The sequence below is a fragment of the Vibrio sp. 070316B genome (assembly GCF_013114115.1).
Lineage (GTDB): Bacteria > Pseudomonadota > Gammaproteobacteria > Enterobacterales > Vibrionaceae > Vibrio > Vibrio chagasii_B.
The window spans coordinates 41314-54586 of sequence record NZ_VTYC01000027.1 but is presented as its reverse complement, the minus strand read 5'-3'; the positions used below and the strand labels follow the sequence as shown (position 1 = coordinate 54586).

Here is a 13273-nt window from a genome sequence, read left to right as displayed (position 1 = left end):
CCTCTGACAAAGACTAAGGGCGCGGATTGTATGAGCGCTTCGTCAGAGTATTGTCAAAACTCCCGCAAAAGTTAACGCTGATTATCTAAATATTCGACAGCGGAATCCACCGAGGCTCTTATCGCCTGCTCAAGCTCAGTCAGATCATGTTCACTGATGGCTCTGGATTGCTTCATTGTCATCTCGATACTTGCGGCAATAATCGCTAATCGCGATGCTTTAATGCTGCCTGCCACACCTTTTAGACTGTGCACAATACGAGCAGCTGAGGTTTCATCTTTGGTCAACAGCGCTTTAAACTTTTCAAAGTCGTTAGCGTGGTCTTGGACAAAAACCCCAAGCAACAATTCTACCGATTCCGCATCGCCATCGAGTGTTTCGAGCATATCTTCAATATCAATCGCGGGCTTTGAATCCGTCACACTGGCAGCATGCCTCTCAGTCAAAGCCGCCTCTTGCAAATCAGGTTGGCTTGCAGTGTCCATGGTTTGTAGAGGTTGTGTCTGCTGATTCGACGCGGCGTCAGAATCACTTTCAAGCTTTTCAGTTACTGAGGGAGGCGGTTCCACGCTGGTTTCAGGAAACAATTCTTCTTTATCAGAAAATTGAACCACCTTCTCCATGCTAGGCTCGGGATCAGCACTCAGCTCCGCTTTAGGTTGCTGCGCCGATTTTCTCACGTTGATACTCCAAACAACCAATGCACCCATCGCCACTAAGCTCAAACCTAACATCACAAGTAAAAGGTTAAACTGACGTTCATGATACTCAGCCTCCAATTTGATGATCTGCTTATTCACTGAGTTCTGTTTAATCTTATCGACTAGAAAGTTAAGTTGAGCATAATCCACCAATAAAGCAGAAGCATCAGCCAACAACTGTTGGATGGCGTCCTGCTCCTCCGTCTTTAACTTGTAAGATCTTTCAAGAATAGAATCAAAGGCTCGATAGGTTGCCGACGAGCTTTGGCTGTCTGAATACATGGCTTCAAAAACCACCACTCCGAATTCATTTAGCAACGGTTTTAACTTGGGAGATAACTGCTTGTCTGCACGTAAAAGCTTGATGTTATCGACAATCTCTTGAACCTGACTTTCGATTGGAATGAACTCGTCAAATTTGTCCAAGAACTGGTCTGCCACATAAAGCAGTTGGTTTACGTCAGGGCGGAAAAATGCGTTTTGGAAATCGGATTCGATCTGAAGTCGAATCGAATAAACTAATTGAGCGTCAAGAGCTAACTCATTGATGCGTGAGACGCGAAGTGGTTCCGAGAAATAGAGTGACTGTCTTAATTCGTTAACGCGAATACCCAGCTCTTCGATTTGAGCAAGAGAGTTTGTGTAGGAACGGCTTAGGTTGAGAAGTGCCAATGAAGGAAGTAGCCACAGAACCAAAATCACAACTAAGAAAGTGGCTGGTTTATTAAAGCGAGTGGGCTTTGCTACTGATTGTTCCATCTATATTCCTTGTGCGTGTTAACTTAAAGCCATTATTGCTATGGCGAAGACACAAAGCACAAAAACAAGCGACAGCATCCTACTGCCGCTTACCTATTCACTTCGGACTATGACTTATTACGAGTCAGTTGGTCACGTAAGTTTGGCGGTGTGCCTTTAATCGTTAGTGTATCTGTCTCCGGATCATAGAAGATACGCTCGCCTAGAAGCAGACTATCAAAACTAACATTCAAACCGCCACCAGCACCAACAAATTTTGTTAGTTTACGCATAGTTGCGCGATCTGCAGGGAAGCTGTCTTCTAACTCGTAGCCTTGCTCACTAGTATAGTCAAAGAAGCTGGTGCCATCTGAGCTTGCTGGTAATTCGCCAGACAGTTCACGCACTTGAACCTCATCACCCGCTTTTAACTGCTCGTTACAGTAATCAGCAACCTGCTTTTTGTAGCTGATCGCTTCCTCTTTCTCTAATTTAGAGTCAGAAACAAAATCTTCTACCGCTTGCATCAGCACCTGGTTTTGCAGTTTTGCATCCAGACCTACTTCCGCTTGAAGAAAATCTAAGAAGAAGTCGGCCACTTTACGACCAACACGTCCTTTAATGTACGTTAGGTAACGGTTTGACTCTTTGTCTGTCTCGTAAGTAGAAAGATCTAAGCGAGCTGCGATGTCCATTTTAGAGATATCTAAGTAGTCAGTCGCACTGATATCTAACCCTTCTGTTACCTTCAAGCTTTGGTTTGAAGGCAGTAGACCAATGAAAAGGTAGTCAGTTGCAAGTGACTGATATTCAGCCATTACCAAGATGCCTTCATCAGCAAATGGGTATTTTGAAAGCTCGTCTTTTAGACGTTGCGCACTCTTTTGAGAAAAATCGTAAAAGTTTGTCTCACCAGCACGAAGTTGATGCAACCACTGTTGGAATTCGCTGTCAGATTTGAAAGAACCAAACCCTTTGCCTGCTTTTGAGTTAAAAACACGATGAAGTTCAGCAACTAGGCTTTCAGAAGAAGCATCGTTTTCTAGAGATTCAGCACGATAGTTAACAATCAGTTCTTCCTGATCGTTCTTGCTCAGCTGGTGTAAAATTACGTTGGAAAGGTGAAGGCTCATAGTGAAAATATTACCGTTCAGGTTTCAGTTGTCGTGCATAGTAGGTTATCATAAGCCGCTTTTACTATCATTATTAGAGTCCTTATGCCGATTATATCTAAATACACAGATGAACAAGTTGAAAAAATCCTAGCTGAAGTAGGTGCTGTACTATCTAAGCACAAAGCTTCACCAGAACTTTCACTGATGATCGCTGGAAATATCGCAACCAATGTCTTAAATCAGAACGTTGCTGCTTCACAACGCAAAGGAATTGCTGAAAAATTTGCCGAGGCTTTAATTTCTTCTCTTGAAGATAAAAAGTCTCACTAAATTTGATTGACGGATAAAAGAATTATAAATGGTAGACAGCGCAAACTCATATAGCGATCGTGTATCTCGCCTAGTTGGTTGGGGTCACTGGTTTGCATTTTTCAACATCATTGCTGCGATGTTGATTGGTACTCGTTATATCACTCAATCTGCTTGGCCAGAAACCCTGCTGGGTCAGTTCTATTTGGCTGCGTCATGGGTTGGTCATTTCGGCTTTTTGGTATTTGCGCTCTATCTATTAGTGCTGTTCCCGCTCACATTTATTCTTCCGTCGAGGAAGTTATTACGTTTGGTTGCCGTTTGCTTTGCGACCATAGGTTTAACTGTCCTATTGATTGATACCCAAACGTATCAAGATATAAACCTCCACCTGACGCCTGTCGTGTGGGAGGTTTTATTCAGTGGAGAGGAGTCTGCATTCACATCTGACTTGCAGCACCTCTTCATTGTTATGCCGCTTATCTTCTTGCTGCAACTCGGTCTATCTGAGTGGGTTTGGCGTAAGCAGCGTAAACTGTCTCATAAACACATCGGTCGTCCTATTACCGCCGTCTTCTTCCTGTGTTTCATCAGTAGCCACCTGACTTACATGTGGGCTGATGCGTATTTCTATAACCCAATTACCAGCCAAAAAGCCAACTTCCCACTGTCTTACCCAATGACAGCGAAAAGCTTTATGGAGAAACATGGTCTGTTAGACCGTGAAGAATATCTAGAGCGTTTAGAAGCGAACAAAGGCAATGTAAACCTTGTTAGCTACCCGCTAGAAGAAATTCAATACAACCGCCGCAGTGATGACTTGAACATCCTGATGGTGAGCGTGAATAACCTACGCTCAGACGCTCTTAACGAAGCATCAATGCCGAATAGCTATGCATTCGCGCAACAGTCGATCAACTTTACTAACCATTACAGTTCTAGTAACGACATGTTTGGTATTTTCGGTTTGTTCTACGGCCTTCCGAGCAGCTATGCGAGCAGCATTGAAGCTCAAGGCGCGAGCTCAGTACTATTGGATGTATTAGATAATCACAATTACAAGTTGGCCGCATTCAGCGGTGACAACTTTGACGATACACTTTACTCGGACATCATCTTCCGAGGCCGTAAGATCATGTCAGAGCAAGCGACGTTTAATGACCAGAGTGCAATCCAAGCTTGGTCAAGCTGGGTGGAATCACCGAAAGCTAAACGCCCTTGGTTTAACTTTATTGAGCTGACAACACTGGACAACTTTGCAAGTTCAGAAGCCGAGTCAGACTCAGCGTTAACAACCGCAGAGCGCTTTGCTGCTGATTATCAAAAGTCAGCTCAAGCAGCGGACGCACAGCTTGCGACCATCTACGCAGAATTGGAACGCTTAGACCTTATCGATAATACGGTGGTTATCATTACCTCCAATCATGGTACTGAGTTTAACGAAACCAAGACTAACAGCTGGGGTGCAAACTCTAACTACAGTCGTTATCAATTGCAGGTTCCGCTGTTTATCAGCTGGCCAGGTAAATCAGCGTCTGAGTACACTCACCGCTCTAGCCACTTAGATATTTCAGTAACACTAATGCAAGAGCTACTGGGTGTATCTTCAAACCCAACTGACTTTAGCAGCGGCCGCAGCTTGTTTGATGAGCGTAAGAGAAAATGGGTTCTTGCGGGTGATTCTCGTGAGTTAGCGCTTGTGACAGATAAGCAAACTACTGTGCTAGATAAGTTTGGTAACTACAAACTGTACGACCAAGATTACCAACGACTAAAAAATGTAAGCCCTCGCTTACCAGTACTTATGCAAGGTCTCACTGAATTACAGCGATTCTACGCAAAAAATGATTAAATGATCACCAAACGAAGAAGGGAAGCCAATGGCTTCCCTTTTTTATTGCCGTTAATGCCTAGAAAACAAGCAACAGAACAAATTTATGTAAATTAGGGGTTTACAAGATCCTCATGCCCTTATATTATTCACGCCACTGGAGGGATGGCTGAGTGGTCGAAAGCACCGGTCTTGAAAACCGGCAACCGTTAATAGCGGTTCTAGGGTTCAAATCCCTATCCCTCCACCACATTAGAGAAAGCCGCTGAGAAATCAGCGGCTTTTTTGCATCTAGGGTTTACCACTTATCTCTATGCTTTCCCCCTCACACTAAGTGAACCTTGAGTAGCTGTTAATACCGCAGTCTCTCGGTTATCTAGCGTTACTCCTTCTATTACTTTGCCAAACTTTCAGCTAAAGATTCCTGTTATTACCTATTTAGTTCACCAGGCTTAGGACACATGCCGTTCTTTGGCACTCGTTTTTAACTTTTAGCTATCCGTTTTTAGTTGGTAGTTAAGATAAACCATCAGAAAGTGCACAATAAACGGCCATTCAATACAAAAACAGCGAAAAGCGTTCATAAAAAAAGCAGTCAGTTAATAAGGGTATTTACAAGCGAAAGCCACCCTTATATTATACGCGGCATCGGAGGGATGGCTGAGTGGTCGAAAGCACCGGTCTTGAAAACCGGCAACCGTTAATAGCGGTTCTAGGGTTCAAATCCCTATCCCTCCACCACATTAGAAAAAGCCGCTGAGAAATCAGCGGCTTTTTTGTATCTGAAGAAAACTAGCTCAGCAAGTCAACTATTCACGGCTAGGGCCGCTTTCAAAAGCTGCATGTGGATCGGTACTAAATCTTGATGTTGAGTTCGATAGCCTCCTCCAACAACACACGCCATTGGAATAGACTCTGATTTTGCTAAGCTAATCATGAAGCAATCGCGTTCAAAGATTCCTTGCGTCGATACATTCAAGTAACCCAACTCATCGTCTTGGTGGATATCGACACCCGCATCATAAATGATCAGATCAGGTTGGTGATGCGCAATTGCCAGCTTAGTCACTTGCTCAAAACAACGCAGAAACTCTTCATCTTCCGTCTCGCGACTTAATGGCACATCCAGATCCGATAGTGGCTTTCTTGCTGGGAAGTTTTTGTCGCAGTGAAATGACAAAGTGATGATCTCATCGCTCTCTTGGCAGAGTGTCGCCGTCCCATCGCCATGGTGTACGTCACTGTCTACGATCAGCACCTTATCAACCTGCTCAAAGGTAAGTGCATGCTTTGCTGCTAACACCAAATCATTCAACAAACAAAATCCGCTGCCGAAATCATGATGCGCGTGGTGATAACCACCACTCAAATGAATCGCTAAACCACTCTCTATTGCCATTTCAGCGGCCAAGCAGGTTCCACCACTTGAGTAGAGTGTTCTCTCAATAAGTTGCTCGCTCCACGGGAAACCGATGCGTCTCATTTTAGCCGCAGGCAAATTACCAGACACGAGCAAATCGACATAGTCACTATCGTGTACTTGTTTTACTTGCTCAACCGAAACGGGCGTTGGTTGGCACACTTCAAACTTGCTCTTCCATCGAGGTTCACTATCCATCAGCGCCTCAACAGCACTATGCAACAACTGATATTTGTTGATTGGGTAGCGATGGCCTTCTGGTAAAGGTAACTGTGAATAGATTGGGTGGTAAATTAAAGGAATCATAATCGAGTTAATTGCTTATCTTTCTCAAAATCATAACAGCCTCAGACTTGGCGACAACCCAAATTAATGATAACAATTATCATTATCTTTAATAATCTTCAGAGAAAGCAATGAAAAACCTAATACTTACCCTTGGGGTGATCTGTGGCTCAGCGACAGCAGTAATGATTTTTGTCGGAATGCTAATGGCCAGTTGGTGGGCCGTTGATTTTCTTGTGTTAAGCCATCACACTTAACTAATTGAACTGAAAAGGAATCACCATGCGCGTTATTTTTATTACTGGAGCCAACCGAGGCATTGGTTTAAGCCTTGCTCAGCAATACGTAAAGGACAATCACACCGTTTACGCTACCTATCGTGATACCTCATCGGCGCAAGAGTTACTGGCACTCGCAGAACATCACAGTAACTTGACCTGCATTCAACTCGACATCACCGATTACCAAGCCACCAGCAGGCTACCTGCTCAAATACAGCCCATTGATATTCTAATTAACAATGCTGGCTATTACGGCCCTAGAGGTTACGGACTGGGTAACACCGATGTAGAAGAGTGGCGACGCGTTTTTGAGGTCAACACCATTGCGCCATTGAAGCTGGTTGAAACACTTCTTCCTTTACTAGAAGGCAGCAAAGTTAAAAAGATCGCTTGCTTGTCTTCCCGAGTCGGCAGCATGGCAGAAAACACCTCTGGTGGCGGCTACATCTATCGCTCTTCAAAAGCGGCTCTCAACTCCGTTGTAAAAAGTTTAAGTAATGATCTAACCAGTAACGGCTTCACGGTATTGGCACTGCACCCAGGTTGGGTACAGACAGAGATGGGTGGTCCTAATGCCCTTATTGACACCGATACCTCAGCGTCTGGTCTTATTAAAGTCATCGAGTCTGCCAGCACTGAAGTAAGTGGTCACTTCTTCAATTTCGATGGCAGTGAAATAGACTGGTAGGTAACCCATGAATCTTCGCCTTCTTACAAACTTCGCACAACGCTCACCACTGCTTTTAATCACTGTGGTGTTCGGAGGATGTTTTGGGGAAGTCCCTGGAGACTTGTTCGATGACTATCAAACCAAGGTAGCAAGGGTGCAAGATGCTGAGGAGCTCAAACAAGAGTGGGAGTTTGAAAGGTTGCCAAGAAAGCGAGAGCTATTGTTAAACGTCCCCTCAGTTTCTATTGGGCTCATCGACAGCTATCAACTTCGCCAATGTGGGCTTTTCAACCTGATTGCTGAGCGTAACTCAGTGCTCGGAAAAGTCGCGGACGAATTCCGCAATTACGATTATCAAGTTGCTCTACTCGAAGGCGTAGGCAAGTGCTTATCCAGTGATGAGCTAGACCCAGAAATCATCGAACTCTTGAGACGGATCGAGCAACAGAAGCTCGCTCAGTTTCCGCTCCATCAATGGAACCTGATTTATGCTAGCGATGCCATGCAGGCACAGATGCGTGGAAGCCAGTGGTTGCGTCAGGATATTGGTCAACAAGTAAGACAGACGAGTGATGCCCTAGAGCATCTTAACCAATCGTTAAATACGCCGCTTGTTTCGGGTAAGACCACAGAGGTGCAAGAGGTGTTAGAGAAGAGCTCTACCCTTGGGGATCTGTATTATTCGCTTGCTCGTGCGTCGGTTGAGCTCGATACCATCACCAAGCAACTCACTACTTTTGATGCCAATATCATCTGCGGAAAACAACGAGACACCACTAAGTTCCGTTACCTCAACAACGTATTCGAGCAACAATACATTGGCAAGGTACAGCCTTACATGGCGCAGCTGGATGGCTACTATCAGCAGCTCGCCCCGCAACTGGCAATGTTTGACGCTCAACCAGAGCTGCACAGCTACTACTTCCCCATCCAAGATACGCACCAAGCCTTTCGCGCATCCACTCGCCGCCATGTTGAGTATTGGCAACAGTTGTTTAAGCGTTGTGGACGTAAAGTCGGACGCTAACTGGAGCACTTACAAACGCTAGCTTTAAGATCCTTTTTTAGCCGAAACGCCTTTCTTAGCATAGTTACCTTTCTTGGCATAAGACTTCTTCGTTCCACCACCTTTACTGCGTTTAAAAGCGGGTCTCTCGACTTTAGGGAGATGACGGAGTGATTCAGGCACTTCACCTGTTTTCACTCTCCCCATTAAGCCATCAATCTTGCTTTCCAGCGCTTGCATGAAAGGTTGGTACGCTTGGTTACGCTCGGCCATGCCCTGTAACTGGTGTTCCCAGTGTGCTGTCATGTCCGGAAAGGTCGAATCTTCAGGTAGGGCATGAATCAAACCTCTACCTGCTGGGCTACTATGAATGCTTTTACCTTGGCGCGTTAGCAGCTGCCTTTTAAATAGCGTATCGAGAATGCCCGCACGAGTCGCCTCTGTTCCAAGACCATCAGTCTCTTTCAAAATCGCTTTCAGATCCTTATTCGCGACAAAACGCGCAATACCTGTCATCGCTTGGAGCAGTGTCGCTTCTGTGAAGTGCTTCGGCGGCTCGGTTTTCTTGTCTCCAATGACACCTTCGCGGCAGGTCAACACCGTTCCTTTATCGAGCGGTGGAACCGTATCAGTACCATCACTTTTCTCTTCGGTGTCTGTTTTACCCATCAACACCTTCCAACCCGGGTTGATAAGCTGACGTCCTTTTGCGATGAACACGCCACCAGCGATATCAAACACTAACTTAGCGTCCGCAAACACAGCCGGTGGGTAGAACTGCATCAGATACTGGCGTGCGATTTGTTGATAGATTTTCATCTCATTGGCAGACAAACCATTCACCGATGATTTCTTCGGTGTTGGGATGATTGCGTGGTGAGCATCGACCTTACTGTCGTTCCATGCTTTTGATTTCAGTGAGAGATCCGCGCCTTGAGCACCACTTTGTAGCTCTTTCGCATTATTGGCGATGGCGTCTACGATCGACTCTCGCTGAGAGTAGTGCTCTTTAGGAAGGTAGCGGCTATCGGAACGAGGGTAAGTGATGAGCTTGTGCTTCTCATATAAAGACTGACAGGTATCCAACACCTGCTGAGCACTCATGCCAAAACGTTTGGAGGCATCAATCTGCAAGGCAGACAGAGAGTAAGGAAGTGGCGCAGCTTGTTTACTTTGCTTCTGCTCTGACTCTGTGACGGTTGCAGGTTGGTTTGCGATTCGCTGAGCGACATTTTCAACCAACTTTCGATTGAGTACACGACCTTCTTCATCTTGCCACGGCTTACACGCTTCACTTGGTTTCCAGCGAGCACGAATATCAAAGCTCTGTCCGTTATTTTGGTAAGGAATCAAGGCATGCAAAGTGAAGTAATCTTTTGGAATGAAGTTTTCGATCTCTTCATCACGCCTCACCACTAAACCAAGTACTGGCGTCTGCACACGCCCTACCGACAATACACCTTGGTAACCGGCTTTTTGACCCAGCAAGGTATAAGCGCGAGTCATGTTCATGCCATACAGCCAATCGGCTCTAGAGCGTGCCAATGCTGAAACAGAGAGAGGGATAAAATCGCGATTGCTGCGCATTTGAGAAAGTGCACGCTTCACGGCTGGTAAGTTCAAATCGCTGATAAGCAGCCTTTCCATCGACTCTTTCTTGGCTTTAGAAACTTTGCAGTAATCGATCACTTCATCAACCAGAAGCTGCCCTTCTCTATCCGGGTCTCCGGCGTGAACAATTTGAGTGGCGTCCTTCAATAGCTTTCGGATCACCGTGAGCTGTTTGCTTGAAGTCTTGCGTGGCCTTAGCTGCCACTGCTCAGGCACGATAGGAAGATCGGCCAAGTTCCATTTCTTGTAGCGGTCGTCATAAGCATCTGGCTCAACCTGCTCCAATAAGTGTCCAATACACCAAGTCACTACATCCCCATTACCACATTTAATGAACCCTTGGTCTTTCTTCTGTGGATTTGGCAGTGCAGCGGCGATCGCGCGACCGAGGCTTGGTTTTTCAGCAATAATAAGGCGAGACATGTTTTTCCAGATGCTACAAACAATTAGGGCCACATTATCTAATGTGACCCTAATAAATCAAGAAAAACTGGTTGTTTATACAGTTAGCATTCCACTATTCAGCTTCAGTGCTCTTTATAGGAACTCAACAAACTTAGAGAAGTCACGCTCTGGCACTTTCATTGGTGTGCAGCCCGGCGTACCTAGGTATAGGAAGCCAACAATTTCGTCATCGCCTTCTAGACCGAATGCTTGATGTACCTCTGGGTGGAACATCCATTTGCCTGAGCGCCAAAAACCTTGGAAACCTTGAGCGACAGCCGCCATTTGCATTGCTTGCGCCGCACAACCTGCAGAAAGATGTTGTTCAATCGCTGGTACTTTCTCGTGCTCGGTTACTTTAGCGATGACAGTAATTACCATAGGAGCACGGAACGGCGCCTTTTTCACTTTCTCAATCACCGCTTCTTCGCTGTCTTCCGCTTCAGCAGCACGAACCAAGATATCAGATAGCTTCTGTAGCCCTGAACCTTGTGCGATAACAAAGCGCCATGGTGTTAGTGCACCGTGGTCAGGAGCTCGTAAGCCCGCTTTGATGATGTTTTCTAACGCTACACCTTCAGGTGCCGGATCAGAGAGTTTTGCGATAGAGCGTCGGTTGAGCAGTAGATCCAAAGCATCCATTTGAAGTCCTTACTATTTCTTTATTATTTGTATACTTGAACTTTAGCACAGAATACAAACGATAATAAATCTCAACGACTCCCCATATAGACTAGATTAGACACAATAAAGGCTCCTAAATCTACGACTTAGGAGCCTTGTTCAAACATCTATCTCAGTAACTTAGCTAACTGGCTCTATAACTTAATCGCTAGTTCAACACCTTGACGGATAGCGCGCACAGCATCTAGCTCACCAGCATAATCAGCACCACCAATCACGTGCAATTTGCCACCAAACTCTTGCCACATATCTTCGAATGGTCTCACCGATACTTGACCTGCACACACGATAACGGAATCGGCATCTAATACCTGATCTTGTTTACCAACACTGATATGCAAACCTTGGTCGTCAATCTTGTTGTAGCTCACGCCACCAAGTAAGTTCACACCGCGTTTTTCTAGTGTGCGTTTGTGAATCCAGCCTGTGGTTTTGCCCGGACCTTTACCAACGCGACCCGCTTTACGCTGCATAACCCAAACCGTTTTGTCACTGAATGAATCCGGGTAAGGATACAAGCCACCTGGGTGTTCCATATTCTTATCGATGCCCCACTCATGTAGCCAATCGTCTAAACTATGGGACGTCGGCTCGGTGAGCATGGTTGCCACATCGACACCGATACCACCAGCACCAACAATCGCGACCTTTTCACCTACAGGTGTCTTTTCGCGAATCAAGGTTTGGTAATCGACCACGTTCTCGTGATCAATACCTTCAATATTCAGTTTTCTTGGCTCTACACCCGCCGCCATCACCACTTCATCGTACTTAAGTAGCATCTCAAACGTAGCTTCAGTATCCAGTTTCAGATTCACGCCCGATGCGTCGATTTGGTTAGCAAAATAACGAATCGTTTCTCTGAATTCTTCTTTGCCCGGAATCTGCATTGCTAGTCTAAACTGACCGCCTATACGATCATTTTTCTCAATCAAATCAACTTTATGCCCGCGTTGAGCCAAAGTCGTCGCACAAGCTAAACCTGCAGGGCCAGCACCTACAACCGCTATAGTCTTAGTCGCTGGTGCGGGTTGAACGACAATTTCAGTCTCGTGACACGCTCGTGGATTAACCAAACAGCTCGCACGTTTCCCTTTGAATACGTTATCAAGACACGCTTGGTTACAACCAATACAGGTGTTGATGAACTGTGCTTGATCTTGCGCGGCTTTGTTGACGAAATCAGGGTCAGCCAAGAAAGGGCGAGCCATGGAGACCATGTCGGCCTGACCGGAGCTGATAATACGTTCTGCTTCTTCAGGTGTATTGATACGGTTACAAGTGATCACGGGAATAGAAACATACGGTTTCACTTTCTCAGTTACCCATGAGAAAGCACCACGTGGTACTTGTGTCGCGATAGTTGGGATACGAGCTTCATGCCAACCAATACCTGTATTGATAATGGTAACGCCCGCCTCTTCAAGCTTTTGAGCCAGTAACACAACATCTTCAAAGGTGCTGCCTTGCTCAACCAAATCCAGCATCGACAGTCGGAAGATAATAATGAAATCATCGCCCACAGCTTCACGAATCGATTTGACGATCTCTAGTGGGAAACGCATGCGCTTCTCATAAGAGCCACCCCACTCGTCGTAACGCATGTTGGTTCGCTTACAGATAAATTGGTTAATCAAGTAACCTTCAGAGCCCATGATTTCAATGCCGTCGTAACCTGCCACTTGAGCAAGCTCGGCACTGTTAGCGAAGGCATTGATGGTCTTTTTGATTTGACGAGGGCTCATCTCGCTTGGCGCAAATTTGGCGATTGGTGCTTTTATACCTGACGCACTCTGCGCGAATGGGTGCATCGCATATCGACCAGCATGCAACAGCTGCAAAGCGATCTTGCCACCGTGTTTATGTACCGCTTCGGTAACAACCTGGTGGGCTTTCGCGTGCTTAACTTTACTGAATTCAGCACTAAATGGGGATAATCTGCCACGTAAGTTCGGAGAAAAGCCGCCTGTAACAATTAGGCCAACGCCTCCTTTTGCTCGCTCTTCGTAAAACGCGGCGAGTTTATGTAGGCCTTCTTTGTGCTCTTCTAAGCCGGTGTGCATTGATCCCATCAATACACGGTTACGTAACTGAGTAAATCCAAGATCGAGTGGTTCAAGTAAATGTGGGTACATGGCAGACATCACTTCTATTATTTATCCTTGTGGTCTGACCACA

11 protein-coding genes and 2 tRNA genes are annotated in these 13273 nt (G+C 45.7%); 7 read left to right on the top strand and 6 right to left on the bottom strand.

From position 1 onward, the window contains the following. Nucleotides 1–71: 71 nt before the first annotated feature. Nucleotides 72–1460 (bottom strand): Hpt domain-containing protein, encoded by a 1389-nt coding sequence (locus F0251_RS18395; protein WP_061033756.1) that lies wholly within the window; start codon nt 1458–1460, stop codon nt 72–74. A gap of 107 nt (nt 1461–1567) precedes the next feature. After that, entirely contained in the window at nt 1568–2572 is a 1005-nt protein-coding gene (gene yejK, locus F0251_RS18390; protein ID WP_061033755.1) for a nucleoid-associated protein YejK, read from the bottom strand. An 84-nt stretch (nt 2573–2656) separates the two neighbouring features. Here yejK and F0251_RS18385 point away from each other — a divergent pair, with 84 nt between their 5' ends. The 4 genes from F0251_RS18385 (at nt 2657) to F0251_RS18370 (ending at nt 5435) form a co-directional block, all read left to right on the top strand. Beyond that, the gene (locus F0251_RS18385) at nt 2657–2884 is read left to right on the top strand and encodes a YejL family protein (RefSeq protein WP_004740674.1); all 228 of its coding nucleotides are present in this window, start codon (nt 2657–2659) and stop codon (nt 2882–2884) included. A gap of 28 nt (nt 2885–2912) precedes the next feature. Further along, a complete protein-coding gene (locus F0251_RS18380; protein WP_061033754.1) occupies nt 2913–4715 on the top strand; it encodes a DUF3413 domain-containing protein in 1803 nt (600 codons plus the stop codon). Nucleotides 4716–4853: 138 nt separating this feature from the next. Then, nucleotides 4854–4944 (top strand) — tRNA-Ser (locus F0251_RS18375). A gap of 400 nt (nt 4945–5344) precedes the next feature. After that, nucleotides 5345–5435 (top strand) — tRNA-Ser (locus F0251_RS18370). 64 nt (nt 5436–5499) lie between these two features. Here the strand turns inward: F0251_RS18370 and F0251_RS18365 are convergent. Next, a complete protein-coding gene (locus F0251_RS18365) occupies nt 5500–6420 on the bottom strand; it encodes a histone deacetylase (protein ID WP_061033753.1) in 921 nt (306 codons plus the stop codon). A 110-nt stretch (nt 6421–6530) separates the two neighbouring features. Here F0251_RS18365 and F0251_RS24575 point away from each other — a divergent pair, with 110 nt between their 5' ends. The 3 genes from F0251_RS24575 to F0251_RS18355 are packed head-to-tail and all read left to right on the top strand — an operon-like array spanning nt 6531 to nt 8377. After that, on the top strand, nt 6531–6656 hold the full coding sequence (locus F0251_RS24575; protein ID WP_301339456.1) for a hypothetical protein: 126 nt from the start codon (nt 6531–6533) through the stop codon (nt 6654–6656). A 25-nt stretch (nt 6657–6681) separates the two neighbouring features. Further along, nucleotides 6682–7368 (top strand): SDR family oxidoreductase, encoded by a 687-nt coding sequence (locus F0251_RS18360; RefSeq protein WP_171731532.1) that lies wholly within the window; start codon nt 6682–6684, stop codon nt 7366–7368. 7 nt (nt 7369–7375) lie between these two features. After that, nucleotides 7376–8377 carry a DUF3080 domain-containing protein gene (locus F0251_RS18355; protein WP_171731531.1) on the top strand — a complete coding sequence of 334 codons (1002 nt, stop codon included), beginning with the start codon at nt 7376–7378 and terminating at the stop codon, nt 8375–8377. 24 nt (nt 8378–8401) lie between these two features. Here F0251_RS18355 and F0251_RS18350 read toward each other — a convergent pair whose 3' ends face one another. From F0251_RS18350 to F0251_RS18340, 3 genes are all read right to left on the bottom strand, one after another. Beyond that, the gene (locus tag F0251_RS18350) at nt 8402–10390 is read right to left on the bottom strand and encodes a DNA topoisomerase III (RefSeq protein WP_171731530.1); all 1989 of its coding nucleotides are present in this window, start codon (nt 10388–10390) and stop codon (nt 8402–8404) included. Between the two features lie 114 nt (nt 10391–10504). After that, nucleotides 10505–11053: an NAD(P)H nitroreductase gene (locus tag F0251_RS18345; RefSeq protein WP_008223265.1), complete on the bottom strand. Its 549-nt coding sequence runs from the start codon at nt 11051–11053 to the stop codon at nt 10505–10507. A 176-nt stretch (nt 11054–11229) separates the two neighbouring features. After that, entirely contained in the window at nt 11230–13239 is a 2010-nt protein-coding gene (locus F0251_RS18340) for an NADPH-dependent 2,4-dienoyl-CoA reductase (protein WP_171731529.1), read from the bottom strand. Nucleotides 13240–13273 lie beyond the last annotated feature (34 nt).

What these genes read in the sequence shown, in the direction of transcription:
- F0251_RS18360 (WP_171731532.1), top strand. Translation starts at nt 6,682, where the DNA reads ATGCGCGTTATTTTTATTACTGGAGCCAACCGAGGCATTGGTTTAAGC.
- F0251_RS18350 (WP_171731530.1), bottom strand. Translation starts at nt 10,390, where the DNA reads ATGTCTCGCCTTATTATTGCTGAAAAACCAAGCCTCGGTCGCGCGATC.
- F0251_RS18340 (WP_171731529.1), bottom strand. Translation starts at nt 13,239, where the DNA reads ATGTCTGCCATGTACCCACATTTACTTGAACCACTCGATCTTGGATTT.
- F0251_RS18395 (WP_061033756.1), bottom strand. Translation starts at nt 1,460, where the DNA reads ATGGAACAATCAGTAGCAAAGCCCACTCGCTTTAATAAACCAGCCACT.
- F0251_RS18365 (WP_061033753.1), bottom strand. Translation starts at nt 6,420, where the DNA reads ATGATTCCTTTAATTTACCACCCAATCTATTCACAGTTACCTTTACCA.
- F0251_RS18380 (WP_061033754.1), top strand. Translation starts at nt 2,913, where the DNA reads ATGGTAGACAGCGCAAACTCATATAGCGATCGTGTATCTCGCCTAGTT.
- F0251_RS24575 (WP_301339456.1), top strand. Translation starts at nt 6,531, where the DNA reads ATGAAAAACCTAATACTTACCCTTGGGGTGATCTGTGGCTCAGCGACA.
- F0251_RS18355 (WP_171731531.1), top strand. Translation starts at nt 7,376, where the DNA reads ATGAATCTTCGCCTTCTTACAAACTTCGCACAACGCTCACCACTGCTT.
- yejK (WP_061033755.1), bottom strand. Translation starts at nt 2,572, where the DNA reads ATGAGCCTTCACCTTTCCAACGTAATTTTACACCAGCTGAGCAAGAAC.
- F0251_RS18385 (WP_004740674.1), top strand. Translation starts at nt 2,657, where the DNA reads ATGCCGATTATATCTAAATACACAGATGAACAAGTTGAAAAAATCCTA.
- F0251_RS18345 (WP_008223265.1), bottom strand. Translation starts at nt 11,053, where the DNA reads ATGGATGCTTTGGATCTACTGCTCAACCGACGCTCTATCGCAAAACTC.